This window comes from Actinacidiphila sp. bgisy145, assembly GCF_057708125.1.
Window position 1 is genome coordinate 40,383 of record NZ_JBYIRL010000004.1, and the last position, 19,815, is coordinate 60,197.

Here is a 19,815-nt window from a genome sequence, read left to right on the forward strand (position 1 = left end):
TGATGCGGGATAATGGCCGAGAACCAATGTGTTCGAGTCCGAGCTGGTTTCAGGAAGGGGAACGAGCATGGCGGCCATGAAGCCGCGGACGGGTGACGGCCCGCTCGAGGTGACCAAGGAGGGGCGGAGCATCATCATGCGCGTTCCGCTGGAGGGTGGCGGGCGGCTTGTTGTCGAGCTGACCCCGGACGAGGCGGACGCCCTGGGCGACGCGCTGAAGAAGGCCATCGTCTGAGACCAGCGGTCCGAAACCACCACGGCCACGTACGGAAGTCACGTACGTGGCCGTGCGCCTTTTCCGGCGGCGGATGTGACCGGCGGGGGTGACCGGCGCGGGTGTGACCGGTGGGGGCGGGCCGTCAGCCGGCAGGCGCCTCAGGCGCGGCGCACCGCGCACAGCAGCCCGTCGTCGGTGGGCAGCAGCACCGGTGCCAGCCGCGGGCTGTCGCGCACCGTCCGCATCAGTTCGCGCAAGTGCACGGACTCGGCGTCCTGGTGGGCCGCGTCCAGCGCCCGGCCCTGCCCGAAGGCGCCCTCGAAGCACAGCACGCCGCCCGGGCGCAGCAGCCGCAGCGACTCGTCGAGGTAGTCCAGGCACTCCAGCCGGTCGGCGTCGCAGAACACCAGGTCGTAGCCGCCGTCGGTGAGGCGGGGCAGGACGTCGAGGGCGCGGCCGCAGATGAAGCGGGCCCGGTTCGCCGCGAGCCCCGCCTCGCGGTACGCCTCGCGGGCGAGCTGCTGCCGGTCGGGCTCGGAGTCCACCGTGGTCAGCACCCCGTCGGGCCGCATGCCGCGCAGCAGGTGGATGCCGGAGACGCCGGCGCCGGTGCCGATCTCCACCACGGCCTTCGCGTCGCAGGCGCCGGCCAGCAGCCGCAGCGCCGCGCCGGTGCCGGGGGAGACCGCGCGCAGCCCGGCGGCGTGCGAGCGGGCGCGGGCGTGGACCAGGGCTTCGTCCTCGGCCACGTACGCGTCCGCGAACGCCCAGCTCGCCTGCCGGTTGCCGATAATGGCCGCTCCCCTGGTCCGTCGTTCTCCTTGCAATTGCGCCGACCGGGCGACTGTATCCGCTGCCGCCGGGAACCTGCTGATGGGACCGCGCGTTAGATGGGGCACGGGTGGCAACAGCCCCCGGCGGGGACGCCGCACCGGCCCCTCCCCGCTATGGCAGCAGCGCACTTATCCGGAGCTAACGGGCGAGGTGGATATGGTAGGGGCTCTACTGGAGACCACCAGAGCCGACAGGGGAGGTGCGGCTGTGACCGGTGACCGGGGAATGCTCGACCGCTTCCGCAAGTCCACCGGACAGCCCAAATCCGTGACCAACACCGCTGATGACAGTTCACCCACGACCGACTCCGCGACCGTGACCGCGACGTTCGCCACCGACGGAGACGGCCCGACGTGGACGCCTCCTTCCTGGGAGGAGATCGTCAGCACGCACAGTGCCCGGGTGTACCGGCTGGCCTACCGCCTGACCGGGAACCAGCACGACGCGGAGGACCTCACCCAGGAGGTCTTCGTGCGGGTCTTCCGCTCCCTGTCCACCTACACGCCCGGCACCTTCGAGGGCTGGCTGCACCGCATCACCACGAACCTCTTCCTGGACATGGTGCGGCGCCGCCAGCGCATCCGGTTCGACGCCCTCGGCGACGACGCGGCGGAGCGGCTGCCCAGCCGCGAGCCGTCCCCCGCGCAGCACTTCAGCGACACCCACTTCGACGCGGACGTCCAGCAGGCGCTGGACACCCTCGCGCCGGAGTTCCGGGCCGCGGTGGTGCTCTGCGACATCGAGGGGCTGTCGTACGAGGAGATCGCCGCGACCCTCGGGGTGAAGCTGGGCACCGTGCGGAGCCGTATCCACCGCGGCCGCTCGCACCTGCGCAAGGCTCTGGAGCACCGGGCGCCCGGAGCGCGCCCGGCGCCCGCCCTCGCTGCCACCGCACCCAAACCCCTGGAGGGCGGCAGAGCGTGAGCAGCAGCGGTTCAGGCGAGCAGCACCGTCCCCAACGTCCTGCATCCGCCGAGCAGCACCTCGGTGACCGGCTCGCCGCCTTCGTCGACGGCGAGCTGTCGGACGACAGCCGGGACCGGGTGATGGCCCATCTCGCGACATGCGCACAGTGCAAGACCGCCGCTGCCGAGCAGCGGCGGCTGAAGAGCGTCATCGCCGGCTCGGAGCTGCCGGCCATCTCGGCCGGCCTGCTGGCGCGCCTCCAGGGCCTGCCGGCCATGGACGGCGGGGACGGGCCGGGCGGTCCGTCCCGCCCGGACGGCCTGTCGGCCGACGAGGCGGGCGGCTTCGGCCGGCACCGCGGCCCGTTCGACGGCGGCTTCCTCGGGTCGCGGCCCTCCGTGCCGGACTCCGTGCTCTCCGACCCCGACGCCGACCGCTCCGGTTCGGGCCTGACCCGGTCCGGTTCCCGGCTGGGCGGCGCGCGGCGGGAGGACTTCGCGTTCCTCGGCCCGGCCGCCGACCTGCTGCCCGCCGCGGACAGCCGCGGGCGGGGCTTCCGGGTCCATGACAGCGCCTCGCGCGGGCGGCGGTTCGCGTTCGCCGCGGCCGGCGCCTTCTCGATGGCCGCGATCGCGATCGGCAGCGCGCTGCCGATGGAGGCGTCGATGGACGGCGCCGCCCGGCCGGACGACGGCCCCGCGGTCAGCCCGCTCAGCGCCGGCCAGGTCTCCGACACCCGCGGGACCATTCCGCGCGGCGTGCTCAGCGCGGACCGCGAGGAGCGGCGGACCACGCGGACGGTGGTCGCCTCCGCCACGTCGGTGCCGCTGATAGCGCCGGTGCAGCAGACGTCGAGCCGCACGTTCCCGCTGCGCTAGGCGGGGATCGGGGGCCCGGGGCCGGGCGGTGTCGGCCCGGGCCGTCATCCGGCGGCAGCATAGTGTTGGCCACAGCCACTCCCGTATTGCCTGCTCGGGCAGGTACCGTGAATTCCGCCGGTCCCCGCCCACGCCGGCCGTGGACGTCACAAGGAGCTGCAAGGTGTTCTTCGACATAGGCCCGCTGGAGCTGGTCGCGATCGTCGTCCTTGCGGTGCTCGTCTTCGGCCCGGACAAACTGCCCAAGCTGATCCACGACGCCATGGCGTTCATCCGGAAGGTGCGGGAGTTCTCCGACAGTGCGAAGGAGGACATCCGCCGCGAGCTGGGGCCGGAGTTCAAGGACTTCGAGTTCGAGGACCTCAACCCGAAGACCTTCATCCGCAAGAACCTGATCAACAGCGAGAACGACGAGTACGGCCTCGGCGAGCTGCGGGACCTCGGCAAGAGCCTGGACCTGCGCAAGGATCTCGACGTCACCGATCTGCGCAAGGACATGGCGGAGGTCACCGACGCGGTCAACGGGGTCCGGACCGGGGTCAACGGCTCGTCGGCCGCGTCAGCCTCCTCGGCGAACGCGGTTTCCGCGGGTTCCGGTGCCGCCGAGGCCGGGGGCACCCCGGACCGGCTGAAGAAGCCGGCCGCCGAGGAGCCGCCGCCCTTCGACACCGACGCGACGTGATCCCCCCAGCGTCAACCTGAATCCACGTTTTCACCCGATTGCATGGCCGTTGTCCGTGTGTTCGGCATCACCCCACGCCGTTTCGCCAGCCGAAACCGCCCAGGGTCGGGCAAGATGGCATGTCGCCCCGGAGGGCGGGCGGTCATCGAGGAGGCGCGACCCATATGGAGACGAAGACCGGCACGCAACAGGGGGCGGTCGAGGGCTACCTGTCGGCCGACTTCACCTGGTACGGCCTGGACCAGGCGTTCACCGGGCCCCGGTGGCTCGGCCAGCTCGGGACCAGCGCGGACGGGGCCGTCGAACACGGTGCGATCGGGCACGGCGACGAGCCGTCCCTCAAGGCGGAGGCCGCCGACCCGGAGGGGCAGAAGTTCGCGGTCGTGGTGACCGTCGCCCAGCGGCCGCTGCGGCGCAGCGCGGACGGCACCGGGGTCATGGAGGCCACCTCGGTGTCCACCGCGGCCTGGCTGGCCGGTTCCGGGCTGCTGTCGGCGACCTGGCCCACCCGGATGGACCGCGCGCTGCGCCAGGACTGGCTGGACCAGCAGATCTCGGCGGCGTGGGAGCTGGCGGACGAGCTGACCGGGACCGGGTGGTCGTCGCTGACGCTGCCGGTCGACGGGGAGCCCACCGCGTTCCACTACCGCGAGTCGGAGTACGGCTGGGTGATGGCCGGGTCGGCCCCGAGCGGCGTCCACCTCGGCGCCTACGGCCGCAACCTCTCCGCGTACGGCCTCGCCCTGGCCGCCGTCCCCGACCTGGCCGCGTACACGGGGTGACCGGACCCGCCGGGGTGCCCCGTCCGGTGGGGTGACGGGGCCTCGCGGGCGGCGGCCGGTCAGAACTTGTTGCGCGGGGTGATGCCCAGGGACATCCCGGACAGGCCGCGGGAGCGGGTGGTGAGCTTCGCGGCGATGCCGCGCAGTGCCGCTCCCGCCGGCGACTCGGGGTTCGTCAGGGCGACCGGGCGGCCGTCGTCGCCGCCCTCGCGCAGCCGCACGTCGATCGGGATGCGCCCGAGCACCGGCACCGTGGTCCCGGTGGTGCGGGAGAGCCCCTCGGCGACCCGGTCGCCGCCGCCGGTGCCGAAGACCTCCACGACCTCGTCGCAGTGCGGGCAGGGCATCCCCGCCATGTTCTCCACCACGCCGACGATCTTCTGGTGGGTCTGCACCGCGATCGCCCCGGCCCGCTCGGCGACCTCCGCCGCGGCCTGCTGCGGGGTGGTCACCACGATGATCTCCGCGTTCGGCATCAGCTGGGCGACGGAGATCGCGATGTCGCCGGTGCCGGGCGGCAGGTCGAGCAGCAGCACGTCGAGGTCGCCCCAGTACACGTCCGCGAGGAACTGCTGGAGCGCGCGGTGCAGCATCGGCCCGCGCCAGACCACCGGCGCGTTGCCGGGGGTGAACATGCCGATCGAGATGACCTTCACGCCGTTCGCCGACGGCGGCATGATCATGTTCTCGACCTGGGTCGGCCGGCCGTCCGCCCCGAGCATCCGCGGCACGCTGTGCCCGTAGATGTCCGCGTCGACCACGCCGACCTTCAGCCCGTCGGCGGCCATCGCGGCGGCGAGGTTGACCGTCACCGAGGACTTGCCGACCCCGCCCTTGCCGGACGCGACCGCGTAGACCCGGGTCAGCGAGCCGGGCTGGGCGAAGGGGATCTCCCGCTCGGCCTGGCCGCCGCGCAGCGACGCCGCCAGCTCGCGGCGCTGCTCGTCGCTCATCACGTCCAGCCCGACCTGAACCGACGTCACCCCGGGCACGCCCTGCACCGCGGCGGTGACCCGGCCGCTGATCTCGTCCCGCATCGGGCAGCCGGACACGGTCAGGTAGACGGTGACCGCGACCGCGCCGTCCTCGGCGATGTCCACGGATTTCACCATGCCGAGCTCGGTGATCGGCTTGTGGATCTCCGGGTCGTCAACGGTCGCCAGGGCGGCGCGTACGGCGTCGTCGGTGGGGGTGCCGGTCGGGGTCGAACCGTGCAGAGCGGTAGCCATACGCACGAGGATACGGCCGTGGGCGGCGGCCCTTCAGCGCCCCCGGCCGTCTCCTTCGTCACGGGCGGCGGCGCCGTTGCGTTCGGCGGTGTGCCGGTCGGTGCCGGTCAGCTCAGCGGCCGGGCGCCGCTCCTCGAGCTCCCGCAGCAGGTCCTGCAACTCCGAGCGGATCCAGTCCCGGGTGGCGACCTCGCCCAGGCCCATCCGCAGCGCGGCCACCTCCCGGGTCAGGTACTCGGTGTCGGCGATGTTCCGCTCGTTCTGCTTGCGGTCCTGTTCGAGGTTCACCCGGTCCCGGTCGTCCTGCCGGTTCTGCGCGAGCAGGATCAGCGGCGCCGCGTACGACGCCTGGAGCGAGAGCATCAGGGTCAGGAAGATGAACGGGTACGGGTCGAACTGGAAGGACCGGGGCGCGAAGACGTTCCACAGCAGCCACGCGACGATGATCACCGTCATCCAGACGATGAACCGCCCGGTGCCCAGGAACCGCGCCACCCGCTCGGAGAGCTTGCCGAACGCGTCCGGGTCGTAGGACGGCAGCAGGCTGCGGCGCGGCGCGCGCGGCTGGTCCAGCCGGTTGCGGCGCGGCCGCCCGGTCGCGGTGGCCCCCGAGGGGTGCCGGGTCCGTTCGCGCTCCTCAGCGGCCACCGGGCACCCCCGTCCGGCCGCCGGCGCCGCCCGGGCCGTCCTCCGCCGCGTCGTACAGCGCGGTCTCCCGCCAGTCGTCGGGCAGCAGGTGGTCCAGTACGTCGTCCACCGTCACCGCGCCCAGCAGCGACCCGCTGTCGTCCACCACCGGCGCGGAGATCATGTTGTACGTGGCCAGGAAGCTGGTCACCGACGGCAGCCCGGTGTCCGGCCCCAGGGGTTGCAGGTCGGTGTCCACGATCGAGGCGAGCAGCGTGAACGGCGGTTCGCGCAGCAGCCGCTGGAAGTGCACCAGGCCCAGGTACTTGCCGGTCGGGGTGTCGTCCGGCGGCCGGCACACGTACACCTGGGCGGCCAGCGCGGGCGACAGGTCGGGGTGGCGGATACGGGCCAGCGCGTCGGCGACGGTCGCGTCCGGGCGCAGCACGATCGGCTCGGTGGTCATCAGCCCGCCCGCGGTGCGCTCCTCGTACGACAGCAGCCGCCGTACTCCCGCGGCGTCATGCGGCCGCATCAGGGTCAGCAGCCGCTCCTGCTCCTCGGGCGGCAGCTCGGCGAGCAGGTCGGCGGCGTCGTCGGGGTCCATCGCCTCCAGCACGTCCGCGGCCCGCTCCTCCTCCAGCTTGCCGAGGATCTCCACCTGGTCGTCGTCCGGCAGCTCCTCCAGGACGTCGGCGAGCCGGTCGTCGTCGAGGGCGGCGGCCACCTCGCCGCGGCGCTTGGGCGACAGGTGGTGCAGCACGTTCGCCAGGTCGGCCGGGCGCAGCTGCTCGAAGGTCGCCACCAGGTTCTCCGCGCCCTGGCCCTCCTCGGCGAGCGAGAAGCCGCTCACCACCGACCAGTCCACGGTCAGCGTCTCGCCCCGGCGGCGCAGCGCCCCGCCCTTGCCGCGGCGGACGAAGACCTTGTCGATCTCCCAGTCCCGCCGGGACGGCAGCTGCGTCATCGACACGTCGAGCACGGTCACCTCGACGGAAGGGGCCTCGCCCGCGGCCGAGCGGGCCGCGGCGGCGGGCGTCTCGGCGGGGGAGCCCGACTCGTCGGTGGCCAGCCGCACCCGGCGGTCCAGCAGCTCGCCCAGCACCAGCGTCTCGGTCGGCCGCTGCTCGAAGCGCCGCATGTTCACCACGCCGGGCGTGATGACCTGCCCGGACTCCACCCCCGTCACCCGCGTCATCGGCAGGAAGATCTGCCGCCGGCTGGCCACCTCGACCACCAGGCCCAGCACCCGCGGCGGGCGGCCGCGCACCCGCAGCATCACCACCACGTCGCGCACCCGCCCGACCTGGTCGCCGTTCGGGTCGAAGACGGCGACCCCGGCCAGGTGCGAGACGAAGACCCGAGTGGCGCCTGCCGCCATGTCGGTGCCTCCTACGGTCCGCGGACAGCTGCTCCGGTGGGCTGGCTCCGGTGCCTGCGGGCCACACCCGCCACACGCGCTTCAGGCTACTCCGGGCCGATCTTGCCCGCCGCGCGGGATGGTCCCCGGGAGTAACCCTGCGGTAGCTTCGAGGCGGCCCGCAGCCGCCGCCCCTGGAGGAAACCACCCGTGCACCACGGCCGCAGGACACTTGCCGCCACCCTGGCCGCGCTCGGCGCGAGCAGCCTGCTCACCGGCTGCCTCGGCCTCGGCAGCGACCCCGACGCCGGCACCAACGGCGTCGGCAAGCTCCCCGCGGCGACCATCGAGCAGAAGGCGAAGGCCGCGGCCGCCGGCGCCACCGCGGTCCGGCTGGCCGGCACCGTGGTCAGCGGCGGCCACAGCTACCGCCTGGACATGCGGCTGCGCGGCAACGGCGGCGTCGGCGAGGTCAGCACCAAGGGCGACACCTTCCAGCTGCTGCGGGTCGGCGACGACCTCTACCTCAAGGCCGGCGCCGACTTCTACGGCGCCGACGACAGTGACAAGAACAGCAAGGCCGCGGCCGAGAAACTCAACGGCAAGTACGTCAAGGTGCCGTCCACCGACCCGTCCTACCAGCAGTTCTCCGGGTTCACCGACAAGAAGACACTGCTCGCCGACCTCTTCGTGCTGGACGGCGAGGTCAAGGCCGGCGACCACCGCAAGGTCGGCGGCACCAGGACCATCGCGCTCGACGGGACCAAGGGCGGCTCCCTGGACGTCTCCCTCAAGGGCTCGCCCTACCCGCTGCGCTACGAGCGCGCCGGCGGCGGGGGCACCCTGACCCTCTCCGACTGGGGCGAGGACTTCACGCTCGCCGCCCCGGCCAAGTCCGAGGTGGTCGACTACGGCAAGACCGTCGGCAAGTAGCCGCCGGCCGGGCAGGCGGTCAGGTCCTGCGGCGGCGCGCCAGCAGCTTCGGCAGCCCCGCGGGCGCCGGCCGGCGGGTGGTCGCCGAGGTGGCGGCGGGCACGGCCGCGCCCGAGGAGTCGGGCATCGCACCCGGGTGTTCCGGCACGCTCCCGGTCGGCGACAGCCGGAAGACCTGGCACTGCGCCGCCCACCGCGCCGGCAGCTCCTCCGCGTCGACCGCGTTCAGCCGCTTGCCCTTCATCTCGCCGACGGCCGCCTCCCAGGGCTCGCTGTGCGGCGCCAGCACCGCCACCCGCGCCACCCAGCCGACCAGCCGGCCGCCCTTGTCCTTGCTGCGCACGGTCACCGTCGCCGTACCGCCGTCCACCAGCCCCGGCACCGGCTGCTCACCGGGCCCCGCGACCAGGTGCAAGCCGCCGTCCAGCCACAGGTGCCACACCGCCTGCCCGTTCACCCAGACCAGCCCGGACTTCTTCGCGGCCTCCTCCACCAGCGCCGCCAGCTCCTCGTCGGCGGAGGGCGCGGCGGACGGGGCGGGGGAGGGCGTGGACGGCGTCGACATGGGCCCAGGCTATCGGCGGCGGTCGGCGAGGATCACCAGGGCCAGCCCGGCGAGGATCACCGCCAGCGCCGGGTAGGCGGCCGCGGGCGGGGTCTGGCCGAGCCACAGCCCGGCGATCAGCGCGGCCCCGGGCGTCTCCAGCAGGATCGCGGTCGACGTGGTGGACGGCCCCAGACCCCGCACCACCCGGTTCAGCAGCGAGTGCCCCAGCAACTGCGCGGCCACCGTGAGCGCCGCGATCTTCAGCCAGGTCCGCCCGTCGTACCCGCCCAGCGCCGACCTGGAGACCAGGCACGCGCACAGCAGCGCCACCGCCGTCGTGGTGTAGCAGACGAACGTGTACGCCGTCGTCGTCGCGGTCCGCCGCACCTGAGAGCCGAGCAGCATGTACACCGCCGCGGCCAGCCCGGCGGCCAGCGCCAGCGCGTCACCGGCCAGCGCCCGCCCGTCCGTCGACAGGTCCAGCCCGGTGAGGATCAGCACACCGACCACCGCCAGCGCGGTGCCGCCCCACACCAGCCGCGGCGGGCGGTGGCCGCGCAGCCGCAGGATCAGCGTGGTCCAGATCGGCGTGGTCGTCACCAGCGCGGTCGAGGTGGCGACCGACGTCATGCCCAGGCTCGGCAGCCACAGGCCGAAGTGCGCAGCCAGCAGCAGCCCGGCCAGCACCGACAGGCCCAGCGCCCGCGGCCCCATCCGCCGCAGCTCGCCGCGGTGCCGCCACAGCGCCACCGGGCTCAGCACCCCGACGGCCATCGCGTTCCGCCAGAACGCGATCGCCAGCGCGGGCGCCGCCGTGGCCGCGATCAGCGGCGCCGACAGGGACACCCCGGCGATCGCCACGGCCAGCAGCACCAGGTCCGCCCCGCGCCCGGCGTCGACCGCCCCGGCGGCGCCCTCCGCGGCCGCCACCCCACCCTGCTCGGCGGTCCGCTCACTCGTGTTCACCGCACAAGCGTACGGAACGGGCGGCGGTGCCCGGAACCGTCCGCGGGGACCGGAACCACAGGTCCCGGAGGCGGCCGTTCCGTCCTGGAGGCGGCCGCTGCGCTCCTAGAGCCAGCCGTTCCGGCGGAAGCCCCGGTGGATCGCGTAGCAGATCGCCAGGATCGCCACGAGCACCACGGGATACCCGTACTTCCAGCCGAGTTCGGGCATGTGCTTGAAGTTCATCCCGTAGACGCCGGTGATCATCGTCGGCACCGCCAGGATCGCCGCCCACGCGGTGATCTTGCGCATGTCCTCGTTCTGCACCACGGTCGCCTGTGCCAGGTTCGCCTGGAGGATCGAGTTGAGCAGGTCGTCGAACCCGGTCACCTGCTCGTGCACGCGCGCGACGTGGTCGGCCACGTCCCGGAAGTACTTCTGGATCTCCGGGTCGACCAGCCGCATCGGCCGCTCGCCGAGCAACTGCATGGGCCGCAGCAGAGGGGTCACCGCCCGCTTGAACTCCAGGACCTCGCGCTTGAGTTGGTAGATCCGCCCGGCGTCGCCCCCGCGCGAGGTCTTCCCGTTGTGCGCGGAGAACACGTCGATCTCGACCTCGTCGATGTCGTCCTGCACCGCCTCGGAGACCGCGAGGTAGTCGTCGACGACCTGGTCCGCGATCGCGTGCAGCACCGCCGAGGGGCCCTTGGCCAGCAGCTCCGGGTCGTCCTCCAGCCGGTGCCGCAGCGCGCGCAGCGACCCGTGGCCGCCGTGCCGGACGGTGATCACGAAGTACCGGCCGGTGAAGACCATCACCTCGCCGCTCTCCACCACCTCGCTGGTGGCGGTGAGTTCGGCGTGCTCGACATAACGGATCGTCTTGAAGACCGCGAACAGCGAGTTGTCGTACCGCTCCAGCTTCGGCCGCTGGTGGGCGTGGACGGCGTCCTCCACGGCCAGCGGGTGCAGGTCGAACTCCTCGGCGACGCCCGCGAACTCCTGCTCGCTGGGCTCGTGCAGCCCGATCCACACGAAGCCGTCGCTGCCGTCGCACTTGGCGCCCGGCCGGCCGCGGCGCACCGCCGCCAGCGCCGTCCGCAGATCCGTGGCGTCCTCGTCGCGCACACCGTCGCGGTAGACGGCGCAGTCCACGATCGCGCTGGCGAGGTCCGGCTCCTGGACGGGTTCGTACTCGTAGGTCGTGGTGGTCCTGCGCAGGGTCGGGCGCAGGGCGGGGCGTACGACTGCACGCAGGTCGCGGATCATCGACATGGCAAGCTCCTTCACGGACTGGCCGACGGCATGGCGCCGCGCTGAAATGCGGATCAGGGTGGGGTGATCGCAGGCAGTTCAGGGCGCTCTTCCGCTGCGGCGGTTCCGCGGGAGCCGTCCTTCGCACCGGACCGGTGACGAAGGGGCCGTCATCCGTGGACGTGGCGCGTTTTGGACCCGGTCAGCCGGGTAGAAAACGCGCGACGTGCGCGTACGGCGGGAAACTCAGCGCGCGAAACGGCATACGGAAGAGCTGCCGGTACTGCACGGTCGACTCGGATCCATGTCAGTCCCCACCTCCTCCGGCCGATCCCCGCTGAGGGATGTCCTTGGTGCGCGAGTGAACACTCCACTTTAGCAAGCCCGGATGCGTACTCGGCGCCGCCTTACCGGTTCTGTACGCGTTCTATGCTCGCCGTATGGCTGATGTTCCGGCGCTCGTCGAGGCGCGGCTGTCCGAGACCTTCGGGGCGCCCGACGCCCGTGCCGCGGTCACCTTCGTCGGTGCCGACCGCATCGAGGTGCTCCGCTTCACCACCGGTGACCTGGTGCGCTACGCCACGCTCGGGATGTCGGCGCAGCCGATGGCCGATCCGCTGGCGACCGTGGCGGACCCGCTGCGCGGGCCGCGCGCCGAACTGCTCCTCACGGTGCGGGCGGGGCTCGCCGACACCCGCGAAGTGCTGCGGCCGCTGGCGGTGCTCGCCGCCTCGCCCCAGGTCGAGGGGCTGGTCATCGCCCCCGGGAGTTCCCTCGACACCACCGAGCCGCTGTGGCCCGGGGCGCCCTTCTCCGCGGTGCTCGTCGCCGAACCCGGTGGGCTCGTCCCCGACGTGGCCCTCCCCGAACCGCTCGACCCGGTGCGCTTCTTCCCCCTCCTCCCGATGACGCCGGCGGAAGCCGCGTGGAAGCGGGTGCACGGGGCCGCGGCCCTCCAGGACCGGTGGCTCACCCATGAAACGGATCTACGCGACCCCCTGCGGAAAGCGGTGACCCTGACCCCCTAGGGTGCCCGGCCCGCCGGGTTGCGGGACCTTGCGGTGGGGGGTGGCTGGTCGCGCCGTTCTCCCCCAGAGCTTCGCCTGGGAGGGACCCCCACGCGCCCCTTCGAGGCGCGAGCTTCTTCCGTGGGAGGGGCCGAGCAGACACAGGGGCGCGGGGAACGGCGCGACCAGCCACGGCGGACCGCAAGGTCCCGTGACGGCGGGGGCGGGGCACTCTGGGGGGGTGGCGCCGCGCCCCCGGAGGGGTGATCGTCCTTGACGCGGGGGAGGGGCCAGGAGGACCGTGGTGATTTATGAGGGGCGAACCCAGTTGCCCGAAGTGCGGTGGCAGGGTCCGTGCGCCCGGACTCTTCGCCGATTCCTGGCAGTGCGATCTGCACGGGGCCGTGCATCCGCTCCAACCGGTGGTCCCGCCCAGCGTCGAGGCCCTGGGCGTCGTGGTGAACCGCTCCCAGGTGCCGGTGTGGATGCCGTGGCCGCTGCCCGTCGGCTGGCTCTTCTCCGGGGTGGCCGCCGCGGGTGACGACCGCAGTGGCGGCCGCGCCACCGCCGTTTCCTGTTCGGGCCCCGGGCCGCTCGGCGGTCCCGGGGAACTCCTGCTCGTGGCCGAGGAGTTGGGGGTCGGGCTCGGTGCCAGGTTCGCCGGGATCGACGGGCCCGACCCGGGGCCCGGGATGTGCGTGGACCGGCCGCCTCACGCGAAGGTCCTCGCCGCCGGGCGGCCCACCCCGCTCTGGCACGTCGAAGGCGTCCCCGACGACCGCGTCGTCTTCGCCGGCGAGGCCCGCGGGCTCTGGCTCTGGGCCATCGTCTGGCCCGAGCAGACGGGGCTGCTCATGTACGACGAGCTGGTCCTGACCGACCTCCGCGACGCCGGCGCCGAAGTCGACCTCCTCCCCTGCGGCGCCCTCACCCCCCGCCTCCTCACGTAAGCGGGGCGCCCCTTCCGCGGGAGGGGCCGAGCAGACCCAGGGGCGCGGGGAACTGCGCGACCAGCCACCGCGGACCGCGAGATCCCGGCACCCACAGAACGCACCACCCCGGAGGGTTATGCTGGCGGCGGCCACTTACGACCCCCCTAGACCCGCGGAGCGCGCTGTGCGAATAGACCTGCACACCCACTCCTCGGCGTCGGACGGCACGGACGCGCCGGCCGACCTGGTACGGAACGCGGTGGCCGCGGGGCTGGACGTGGTGGCGCTGACGGACCACGACACGGTGAGCGGGTACGCGGAGGCGGCCGCCGCGGTGCGCGGGCTGGCGCCGGGCGGGCTGACGCTGGTGACCGGCGCGGAGCTGTCCTGCCGGATCGACGGCATCAGCATGCACATGCTGGCGTACCTCTTCGACCCGGCCGAGCCGGAGCTGGACCGGGAGCGCGAACTCGTCCGGGACGACCGGGTGCCCAGGGCGCGCGGGATGGTCGCGAAGCTCCAGGAACTGGGCGTGCCGGTGACGTGGGAGCAGGTCGCACGGATCGCCGGGGACGGCTCGGTGGGCCGGCCGCACATCGCCACGGCGATGGTCGAGGCGGGCGTGGTGGCCAGTGTCTCGGACGCGTTCACCGAGGAGTGGCTCGCCAACGACGGCCGGGCGTACGTCGACAAGCACGAACTGGACCCCTTCGACGCGGTGCGTCTGGTGAAGGCCGCGGGCGGGGTGAGCGTCTTCGCGCACCCGGGGGCGCACAAGCGCGGTGAGACGGTGCCGGAGCTGGTGATCGCGGAGCTGGCCGCAGCGGGGCTGGACGGCATCGAGGTGGACCACGTGGACCACGACGACGCGACCAGGGCGCGGTTGCGCGCGTTCGCCGCCGAGCACGACCTGCTGGCCACCGGCTCCAGCGACTACCACGGCGACCGCAAGACGGTCCGGCTGGGGGAGTGCGTCACCGACCCCGAGGTCTACCGGGAGATCGCGCGCCGTGCCACCGGCGCGGTCCCCATCTCGGCGGTCTAGCGCACCGGATTCCTTTCGGCCCCGCTTTCCCGCGCCGGTGTGCGGGGAGCCGTGGTGCGCGGCGCCGTCCGCGCGGCCCCCCTTGTCCCTTGAGGCGCCCGCCGAGGCGCCGTGCTCGACGTTCATCCCCTGACGCCGCCCCCGCCGGGTCCGCCCGGTCCGCGCGGCGCCTTGCAGAAAGCCTTCACGCATGTTCGACGTCACCCTGTTCGGGTCGGTCTTCTTCACCCTGTTCGTGATCATGGACCCGCCCGGGATCACCCCGATCTTCCTCGCCCTGACCTCGGGGCGGGCGACGAAGGTCCAGCGGCGGATGGCGTGGCAGGCGGCGTCGGTCGCCCTCGGGGTGATCGCCGTCTTCGGCGTCTGCGGCCAGCAGATCCTGGACTACCTGCACGTCTCGGTGCCCGCGCTGCGGGTGGCCGGGGGGCTGCTGTTGCTGCTGATCGCGCTGGACCTGCTGACGGGCAAGGCGGACGAGCCGACGCAGACGAAGGACGTCAACGTGGCGCTGGTGCCGCTCGGCATGCCGCTGCTGGCCGGGCCGGGCGCCATCGTGACGGTGATCCTCGCGGTGCAGCACGCGCACGGCTTCGGGCAGCAGCTCTCGGTGTGGCTGGCGATCGCCGCGATGCACCTGGTGCTGTGGCTGACCATGCGCTACTCGCTGGCGATCATCCGGCTGATCAAGGAGGGCGGGGTGGTACTGGTGACCCGGCTGTCGGGGATGCTGCTGTCCGCGATCGCGGTGCAGTCGGTGGCGAACGGCGTCATCGGCTTCGTCCACGGCGAGGGCTGAACCCCCGGCCCGGCGGGCGATCGGGCCCGGACAGGCGAAAGCGCCCCGTACATCCAGTCGGTACGGGGCGCCGTTGCGTCGGGCCTGTGATCAGTCCGCGGGGCGGATGTAGATGCGCTGCCCGAGAGCGGCGGCCTGCTGCACGATCCTGTCGACAGCGTTGGCGTCCACGACGGTGCTGTCCACGGCCTCGCCGTTGACGTCGTCGAGTCGCATGATCTCAAAGCGCATGGGGCTTCTCCCTTCGTCGCGCGTTACATGTGTGGTCAACGAACGCCCCCTTCTAAACATTCCCCAGACTAACGAAAAACTTTCCTGCCTTAACTAATCGCCGGCGAGGGAGTCGGGCGAAGGGGTACCGAGTGCCCCTACCGTCCCTCGACGTCCGTCCAGAACGCGATCAGCGCGGCCGCCGTGTCCTGCGGCTGCTCCGCGTTGGGCGAGTGCCCGGCGTCCTTGATCACGACGCGCCGCGCGCCGAGCCGGGCGGCCATGTCGTCCAGCCACGGCACCGGCCAGGCGTAGTCCACCTCGCCGGAGAGTACGAGTTTAGGGAGCGGCAGCGCGGCCAACTCCGCCACTCGGTCGGTTTCTGTCATCAACTGCCGTGCGGTGGCGAGAAGTTGCTCCGGTACGGTGCCGATCCAGCGGCGGTGCAGGAAGTCGTCCAGCCAGTCCGGGACGGCCGCCGCCTCCTCCTCGTCGCCGGCGGCGTCCGCGTCAGCCCCCGCCTCCAGTGCCCGCATCGCCTGCCAGGCCGTCTCCATGTCCATCGCCGGCAGGTGGTCCAGCAGCAGCTGGGTACGGGCCTGCTGGTCCGCCGCGATCGCGGCCGGCCCCGAACTCATCAGCGTCAGCGAGGCGTACGGCGCCGACGGCCCGGAGAGCAGCGCGGACCGGACGATCTGGCCGCCCAGCGAGTGCCCCACCACGTGCAGGGGCGCGTCCGCGGCGAGTACTGCGGTCTGCGCCAGGACGTCCGCGGCCAGCTCGCCGCGGGCGTAGGCCGCCTCGTCCCGCGGGCCGGCCGACTCGAACTGGCCGCGGCCGTCCACCGCGACCGCGCGGTAGCCGGCCGCCGTCAGCGGGGCCAGCAGACCGAGGAAGTCCTCCTTGCTGCCGGTGAAGCCGGGGACCAGCAGCACGGTGCCGCGCGGCGCTGCGCCGGGGGACGGCGCCGGGGCGCCGTCCAGCACGGCGAACGCTCCGCGGGGGGTTTCCAGCGGGCGGGAGACGACGTTCGCCGGGAGGTCGAGGGTGGTGGGTCGGCTCATACGGCGAGGTTACGCGTCCCGTATGTCCGTCAGGTTGCCGTCACCCTCCGGGTGCCCCCGACCCCCCGGGTGCCCCGGTCCTGTCGGCCGAGGGACCACCTGCCGGTGGGGGCTGGTCGCGCAGTTCCCCGCGCCCCTTGATGTGCTCGGGTCCTTCCGGGCAAGCGCGGTGGAAGCCGCACCTACCAAGGGGCGCGGGGAACTGCGCGACCAGCCACGACGCACCGCCAAGATCCCGGCACCCACCGGACCGGGCAGCCCGGAGGGCAGCCCCACCGGCAGGTGGTCCCTCAGCCGACAGGACCGCGGCACCCGGGGGGTCAGGGGCACCCCGCTACGCGGCGAGGCCGAGCGCGGCCATGCGCTTGGTGTGGGCCTCGGTGATGCGGGAGAACATCCGGCCGACCTCCGCGAGGTCGAACCCGTCGGCGACGCCGCCGACGAGCATGGTCGACAGGGCGTCGCGCTCGGCGACGACCCGCTGCGCCTGGGACAGCGCCTCGCCCATGAGGCGGCGGGCCCACAGCGCGAGCCGCCCGCCGACCCGGGGCTCCGCCGCGATCGCCGCGCGCACCTTCTCCACCGCGAAGCTCGCGTGCCCGGTGTCGTCGAGCACCGCGAGCACCAGCGTGCGGGTGTCGGAGTCGAGCCGCGCGGCGACCTCGCGGTAGAAGTCGGACGCGATCGCGTCGCCGACGTACGCCTTGACCAGGCCCTCCAGCCAGTCCGAGGGCGCGGTCTGGCGGTGGAAGCCGTCGAGCGCGGCCGCGAACGGCTCCATGGCCTGGTGCGGCTCCTCGCCGATCCCGGTGAGCCGGTCCCGCAGCTGCTCGAAGTGGTGGAACTCGGCCGACGCCATCGCGGCCAGCTCCGCCTTGTCCGCCAGGGTCGGCGCGAGCTTCGCGTCCTCCGCGAGCCGCTCGAACGCGGCGAGCTCGCCGTACGCCAGCGCGCCGAGCAGGTCGACGACCGCGGCGCGGTACTGCGGCTGCGCGGACGCCGCGGCCCAGTCCTGGGCGGCGATGCCGGTGACGGTCGGCTGGTGGTCGGTGGGCGTGTCAGGCGTCTCCATGCAGCGCACAATAGCCAAGTTCCCGGCCGCGGTCGGCCCCGGTGACGGCATCCGCGACCGGGCCCGGGCCCGGTGCGGCCCGGCCCGCGCGGACCGGCGGGCCGGGCCCGAGGAGACGGCCGACGCCCCGAACGAAACATTTGATCGGGTGCAGCTACGTGTTTCCGGGGTAGAGTGGTAATGCACCCGTCCAAAGTCGGCCAGGCACCGACCTACGACGGGCCACGTGTGCAACACCTGGATGCCCGGTCGGTGGCCCGATCGGCTCCTAACCGACCGCCCTCCCGACATCGGGAGGGGCCCGCTCGCGGCCTGAGCGAGGGCAGCGGTCCCGCGCCTGAGCGGCCGACCTATGGCCGTACGACAACTCTGCGCGGTCAGTGAACGGCATGCCGCCCCGCGGCGTGCCGGATGCTCGACCCCCTCGCCGCCCGTGCCGCGTCTCACAGAAGAGGCAACATCCTGACCACCACGACTTTCCGCAGCCTGGGAATTCTCGATGAGACCGCCGACGCCCTCGAGGCCGTCGGGATCACGACTCCCTTCCCGATCCAGGAGATGACGCTTCCGGTCGCCCTCGCGGGCAACGACGTCATCGGCCAGGCCAAGACCGGCACCGGCAAGACGCTGGGCTTCGGCCTGCCGCTGCTGGAGCGGGTCACCGTCGCCGCCGACGTCGAAGCCGGCCGCGCCACCCCCGACCAGCTCACCGACGCGCCGCAGGCGCTCGTCGTCGTGCCCACCCGCGAGCTGTGCCAGCAGGTCACCAACGACCTGCTCACCGCCGGCAAGGTGCGCGCGGTGCGGGTCGTCGCGATCTACGGCGGCCGGGCGTACGAACCGCAGGTCGAAGCGCTGAAGAAGGGGGTCGACGTGGTCGTCGGCACCCCGGGCCGGCTGCTCGACCTGTCCGGCCAGAAGAAGCTGAACCTCAAGCACGTCCGCGCCCTCGTCCTCGACGAGGCCGACGAGATGCTGGACCTCGGCTTCCTGCCCGATGTCGAGAAGATCATGGCCATGCTGCCCGCGCGGCGCCAGACCATGCTGTTCTCCGCGACCATGCCCGGCGCCGTGATCAGCCTGGCCCGGCGCTACATGTCGCAGCCGACGCACATCCGGGCCACCGCGCCCGACGACCACGGCGCGACCGTGGCCAACACCACGCAGCACGTCTTCCGCGCGCACTCCCTGGACAAGCCGGAGCTGGTCTCCCGCATCCTCCAGGCCGAGGGCCGCGGCCTGGCGATGATCTTCTGCCGCACCAAGCGCACCGCGGCCGACGTCGCCGAGCAGCTGGAGCGGCGCGGCTTCGCCTCCGGCGCCGTGCACGGCGACCTCGGGCAGGGCGCCCGCGAGCAGGCGCTGCGCGCGTTCCGCAACGGCAAGGTGGACGTCCTGGTCTGCACCGATGTCGCCGCCCGCGGCATCGACGTCGAAGGCGTGACGCACGTCATCAACTACCAGACGCCCGAGGACGAGAAGACCTACCTGCACCGGATCGGCCGCACCGGCCGGGCCGGCGCCTCCGGTACGGCGATCACCCTGGTCGACTGGGACGACATCCCGCGCTGGCAGCTCATCAACAAGGCGCTGGAGCTGCCCTTCAACGACCCCGAGGAGACGTACTCCACCTCGGCGCACCTCTACGAGCTGCTCGGCATCCCCGAGGGCACCAAGGGGATACTGCCGCGGGCGGAGCGCACCCGGGCCGGGCTCGACGCGGAAGCCGTCGAGGACCTGGGCGAGACCGGTGGGCGCGGGCGCAAGGGCGGCGGTGGCGGGCGTGAGCGCGCGGCCGCGGCACCCGTCGCCGAGCGCGCACCGCGCACCCGTACGCCGAGGCAGCGCCGCCGCACCCGCGGTGGGGCCGCGGTCGACCCGGCCACCGCCACCGAGGCCGCGACCGCTCCGGCCGCGTCCGCCGCCCCGGCGGTTCCGGCGCCGGCCGCCGGGGAGGCGGAGGAGCCGCGCAAGCCGCGCCGCCGCCGCACCCGCAGCCGCTCCTCGGCCACCCCGGAGCAGTCCGCCTGACGTCTCCGACCGGCCCTCCGCCGTGTCCCGCCGCCTCGAGGAGCCCTAGGCCTAGCCCAGCGCTTTGGCGTGGCGGCCGCGGCGCGGGGGGCGGGCGAGGACGCTGAGGAGGGCCGCGGAGGTGAGCAGGGCGGCCGGGAAGGTCGCCTCGGGGTGGTGGCCGCCGACGATGCTGTAGGTGACCAGGCCGCCCAGGAGCGAGGCGACCGGGCCGGTCGCGAGCACCAGGGGCGACGCGGGGAGCCGCAGCGGGAACATCCGGCTCGCCGACCATGCGGCCAGCAGCCCGAGAGCGGCGAAGACGACGGCTTCCCACAGCATCATCGTGGTATCCCTCCGGTGGCAGGTACGGAACGGGACCGGTCCATACCACTCCTACCCCGGAGCAAGCCGGCGCAAAGCGCGCTCACCCGTCTGCTCCCGGCTCGAACGCCTCAGCGGGGACGGGTCGATCCGGCCCGGGG

22 protein-coding genes are annotated in these 19,815 nt (G+C 73.3%); 11 read left to right on the plus strand and 11 right to left on the minus strand.

All coding sequences use genetic code 11. The features are described 5' to 3' along the window. Positions 1 to 67: 67 nt before the first annotated feature. On the plus strand, positions 68 to 235 hold the full coding sequence (locus AC3ERT_RS05150) for a DUF3117 domain-containing protein (protein WP_073493047.1): 168 nt from the start codon (positions 68 to 70) through the stop codon (positions 233 to 235). A 140-nt stretch (positions 236 to 375) separates the two neighbouring features. Here AC3ERT_RS05150 and AC3ERT_RS05155 read toward each other — a convergent pair whose 3' ends face one another. Further along, a complete protein-coding gene (locus AC3ERT_RS05155) occupies positions 376 to 1,092 on the minus strand; it encodes an O-methyltransferase (protein WP_435173088.1) in 717 nt (238 codons plus the stop codon). A gap of 115 nt (positions 1,093 to 1,207) precedes the next feature. Between AC3ERT_RS05155 and sigE the strand changes: the two genes are divergently transcribed. The 4 genes from sigE to AC3ERT_RS05175 all read left to right on the plus strand — a co-directional run bounded on the left by sigE (position 1,208) and on the right by AC3ERT_RS05175 (position 4,299). Next, positions 1,208 to 1,975, plus strand: a complete 768-nt coding sequence (gene sigE, locus AC3ERT_RS05160) for an RNA polymerase sigma factor SigE (protein ID WP_335977491.1) — start codon at positions 1,208 to 1,210, stop codon at positions 1,973 to 1,975. Then, positions 1,972 to 2,835 (plus strand): zf-HC2 domain-containing protein, encoded by an 864-nt coding sequence (locus tag AC3ERT_RS05165; RefSeq protein ID WP_335977488.1) that lies wholly within the window; start codon positions 1,972 to 1,974, stop codon positions 2,833 to 2,835. Before sigE ends, AC3ERT_RS05165 begins: the two co-directional genes overlap by 4 nt. A gap of 163 nt (positions 2,836 to 2,998) precedes the next feature. Continuing rightward, complete coding sequence (locus AC3ERT_RS05170) at positions 2,999 to 3,517, plus strand: sec-independent translocase (protein WP_435172897.1); 519 nt, start codon at positions 2,999 to 3,001, stop codon at positions 3,515 to 3,517. Positions 3,518 to 3,681: 164 nt separating this feature from the next. After that, the gene (locus AC3ERT_RS05175; RefSeq protein ID WP_435172899.1) at positions 3,682 to 4,299 is read left to right on the plus strand and encodes a hypothetical protein; all 618 of its coding nucleotides are present in this window, start codon (positions 3,682 to 3,684) and stop codon (positions 4,297 to 4,299) included. A gap of 59 nt (positions 4,300 to 4,358) precedes the next feature. Here AC3ERT_RS05175 and AC3ERT_RS05180 read toward each other — a convergent pair whose 3' ends face one another. From AC3ERT_RS05180 to AC3ERT_RS05190, 3 genes are read right to left on the minus strand one after another with little or no spacing between them, the layout of a single operon-like run. Further along, positions 4,359 to 5,528: an Mrp/NBP35 family ATP-binding protein gene (locus AC3ERT_RS05180; RefSeq protein ID WP_335977479.1), complete on the minus strand. Its 1,170-nt coding sequence runs from the start codon at positions 5,526 to 5,528 to the stop codon at positions 4,359 to 4,361. Positions 5,529 to 5,561: 33 nt separating this feature from the next. Further along, the gene (locus tag AC3ERT_RS05185; RefSeq protein ID WP_335977477.1) at positions 5,562 to 6,176 is read right to left on the minus strand and encodes a DUF1003 domain-containing protein; all 615 of its coding nucleotides are present in this window, start codon (positions 6,174 to 6,176) and stop codon (positions 5,562 to 5,564) included. Next, positions 6,166 to 7,536: a magnesium transporter MgtE N-terminal domain-containing protein gene (locus tag AC3ERT_RS05190; protein ID WP_435125829.1), complete on the minus strand. Its 1,371-nt coding sequence runs from the start codon at positions 7,534 to 7,536 to the stop codon at positions 6,166 to 6,168. The genes AC3ERT_RS05185 and AC3ERT_RS05190 overlap by 11 nt, the downstream gene beginning before the upstream one ends. A gap of 189 nt (positions 7,537 to 7,725) precedes the next feature. On the opposite strand from AC3ERT_RS05190, the gene AC3ERT_RS05195 reads away from it, so the two are divergent. Beyond that, the gene (locus AC3ERT_RS05195) at positions 7,726 to 8,448 is read left to right on the plus strand and encodes a hypothetical protein (RefSeq protein WP_435125832.1); all 723 of its coding nucleotides are present in this window, start codon (positions 7,726 to 7,728) and stop codon (positions 8,446 to 8,448) included. Between the two features lie 19 nt (positions 8,449 to 8,467). On the opposite strand, the gene AC3ERT_RS05200 is transcribed toward AC3ERT_RS05195, so the two are convergent. The 3 genes from AC3ERT_RS05200 to AC3ERT_RS05210 all read right to left on the minus strand — a co-directional run bounded on the left by AC3ERT_RS05200 (position 8,468) and on the right by AC3ERT_RS05210 (position 11,212). Further along, the gene (locus tag AC3ERT_RS05200) at positions 8,468 to 9,013 is read right to left on the minus strand and encodes a hypothetical protein (RefSeq protein ID WP_335977470.1); all 546 of its coding nucleotides are present in this window, start codon (positions 9,011 to 9,013) and stop codon (positions 8,468 to 8,470) included. 9 nt (positions 9,014 to 9,022) lie between these two features. Continuing rightward, a complete protein-coding gene (locus AC3ERT_RS05205; protein ID WP_435173090.1) occupies positions 9,023 to 9,925 on the minus strand; it encodes a DMT family transporter in 903 nt (300 codons plus the stop codon). A 141-nt stretch (positions 9,926 to 10,066) separates the two neighbouring features. Then, a complete protein-coding gene (locus AC3ERT_RS05210; protein WP_435172900.1) occupies positions 10,067 to 11,212 on the minus strand; it encodes a magnesium and cobalt transport protein CorA in 1,146 nt (381 codons plus the stop codon). 419 nt (positions 11,213 to 11,631) lie between these two features. Here AC3ERT_RS05210 and AC3ERT_RS05215 point away from each other — a divergent pair, with 419 nt between their 5' ends. The 4 genes from AC3ERT_RS05215 (at position 11,632) to AC3ERT_RS05230 (ending at position 14,974) form a co-directional block, all read left to right on the plus strand. Beyond that, complete coding sequence (locus tag AC3ERT_RS05215) at positions 11,632 to 12,219, plus strand: suppressor of fused domain protein (protein WP_435172902.1); 588 nt, start codon at positions 11,632 to 11,634, stop codon at positions 12,217 to 12,219. Between the two features lie 290 nt (positions 12,220 to 12,509). After that, entirely contained in the window at positions 12,510 to 13,148 is a 639-nt protein-coding gene (locus AC3ERT_RS05220; RefSeq protein WP_335977462.1) for a DUF6758 family protein, read from the plus strand. Between the two features lie 166 nt (positions 13,149 to 13,314). After that, complete coding sequence (locus tag AC3ERT_RS05225) at positions 13,315 to 14,175, plus strand: PHP domain-containing protein (RefSeq protein WP_435172904.1); 861 nt, start codon at positions 13,315 to 13,317, stop codon at positions 14,173 to 14,175. Positions 14,176 to 14,365: 190 nt separating this feature from the next. Beyond that, on the plus strand, positions 14,366 to 14,974 hold the full coding sequence (locus tag AC3ERT_RS05230; protein WP_335977459.1) for a MarC family protein: 609 nt from the start codon (positions 14,366 to 14,368) through the stop codon (positions 14,972 to 14,974). Positions 14,975 to 15,064: 90 nt separating this feature from the next. Here the strand turns inward: AC3ERT_RS05230 and AC3ERT_RS05235 are convergent, their stop codons facing one another. The 3 genes from AC3ERT_RS05235 to AC3ERT_RS05245 form a co-directional block, all read right to left on the minus strand. Further along, positions 15,065 to 15,205 carry a hypothetical protein gene (locus tag AC3ERT_RS05235; RefSeq protein ID WP_200823142.1) on the minus strand — a complete coding sequence of 47 codons (141 nt, stop codon included), beginning with the start codon at positions 15,203 to 15,205 and terminating at the stop codon, positions 15,065 to 15,067. Positions 15,206 to 15,342: 137 nt separating this feature from the next. Further along, on the minus strand, positions 15,343 to 16,248 hold the full coding sequence (locus tag AC3ERT_RS05240; protein ID WP_435172906.1) for an alpha/beta fold hydrolase: 906 nt from the start codon (positions 16,246 to 16,248) through the stop codon (positions 15,343 to 15,345). Between the two features lie 334 nt (positions 16,249 to 16,582). Next, the gene (locus AC3ERT_RS05245) at positions 16,583 to 17,320 is read right to left on the minus strand and encodes a ferritin-like fold-containing protein (RefSeq protein WP_435125846.1); all 738 of its coding nucleotides are present in this window, start codon (positions 17,318 to 17,320) and stop codon (positions 16,583 to 16,585) included. A 411-nt stretch (positions 17,321 to 17,731) separates the two neighbouring features. Here AC3ERT_RS05245 and AC3ERT_RS05250 point away from each other — a divergent pair, with 411 nt between their 5' ends. Then, positions 17,732 to 19,351: a DEAD/DEAH box helicase gene (locus AC3ERT_RS05250; protein WP_435172908.1), complete on the plus strand. Its 1,620-nt coding sequence runs from the start codon at positions 17,732 to 17,734 to the stop codon at positions 19,349 to 19,351. A 51-nt stretch (positions 19,352 to 19,402) separates the two neighbouring features. Here the strand turns inward: AC3ERT_RS05250 and AC3ERT_RS05255 are convergent, their stop codons facing one another. Beyond that, complete coding sequence (locus AC3ERT_RS05255) at positions 19,403 to 19,675, minus strand: hypothetical protein (RefSeq protein WP_335977453.1); 273 nt, start codon at positions 19,673 to 19,675, stop codon at positions 19,403 to 19,405. Positions 19,676 to 19,815 lie beyond the last annotated feature (140 nt).

What these genes read in the sequence shown, in the direction of transcription:
- AC3ERT_RS05175 (WP_435172899.1), top strand. Translation starts at nt 3,682, where the DNA reads ATGGAGACGAAGACCGGCACGCAACAGGGGGCGGTCGAGGGCTACCTG.
- AC3ERT_RS05240 (WP_435172906.1), bottom strand. Translation starts at nt 16,248, where the DNA reads ATGAGCCGACCCACCACCCTCGACCTCCCGGCGAACGTCGTCTCCCGC.
- AC3ERT_RS05215 (WP_435172902.1), top strand. Translation starts at nt 11,632, where the DNA reads ATGGCTGATGTTCCGGCGCTCGTCGAGGCGCGGCTGTCCGAGACCTTC.
- AC3ERT_RS05200 (WP_335977470.1), bottom strand. Translation starts at nt 9,013, where the DNA reads ATGTCGACGCCGTCCACGCCCTCCCCCGCCCCGTCCGCCGCGCCCTCC.
- AC3ERT_RS05180 (WP_335977479.1), bottom strand. Translation starts at nt 5,528, where the DNA reads ATGGCTACCGCTCTGCACGGTTCGACCCCGACCGGCACCCCCACCGAC.
- AC3ERT_RS05245 (WP_435125846.1), bottom strand. Translation starts at nt 17,320, where the DNA reads ATGGAGACGCCTGACACGCCCACCGACCACCAGCCGACCGTCACCGGC.
- AC3ERT_RS05235 (WP_200823142.1), bottom strand. Translation starts at nt 15,205, where the DNA reads ATGCGCTTTGAGATCATGCGACTCGACGACGTCAACGGCGAGGCCGTG.
- AC3ERT_RS05220 (WP_335977462.1), top strand. Translation starts at nt 12,510, where the DNA reads ATGAGGGGCGAACCCAGTTGCCCGAAGTGCGGTGGCAGGGTCCGTGCG.
- AC3ERT_RS05255 (WP_335977453.1), bottom strand. Translation starts at nt 19,675, where the DNA reads ATGATGCTGTGGGAAGCCGTCGTCTTCGCCGCTCTCGGGCTGCTGGCC.
- AC3ERT_RS05250 (WP_435172908.1), top strand. Translation starts at nt 17,732, where the DNA reads ATGCTCGACCCCCTCGCCGCCCGTGCCGCGTCTCACAGAAGAGGCAAC.
- AC3ERT_RS05150 (WP_073493047.1), top strand. Translation starts at nt 68, where the DNA reads ATGGCGGCCATGAAGCCGCGGACGGGTGACGGCCCGCTCGAGGTGACC.
- AC3ERT_RS05190 (WP_435125829.1), bottom strand. Translation starts at nt 7,536, where the DNA reads ATGGCGGCAGGCGCCACTCGGGTCTTCGTCTCGCACCTGGCCGGGGTC.
- sigE (WP_335977491.1), top strand. Translation starts at nt 1,208, where the DNA reads ATGGTAGGGGCTCTACTGGAGACCACCAGAGCCGACAGGGGAGGTGCG.
- AC3ERT_RS05230 (WP_335977459.1), top strand. Translation starts at nt 14,366, where the DNA reads ATGTTCGACGTCACCCTGTTCGGGTCGGTCTTCTTCACCCTGTTCGTG.
- AC3ERT_RS05210 (WP_435172900.1), bottom strand. Translation starts at nt 11,212, where the DNA reads ATGTCGATGATCCGCGACCTGCGTGCAGTCGTACGCCCCGCCCTGCGC.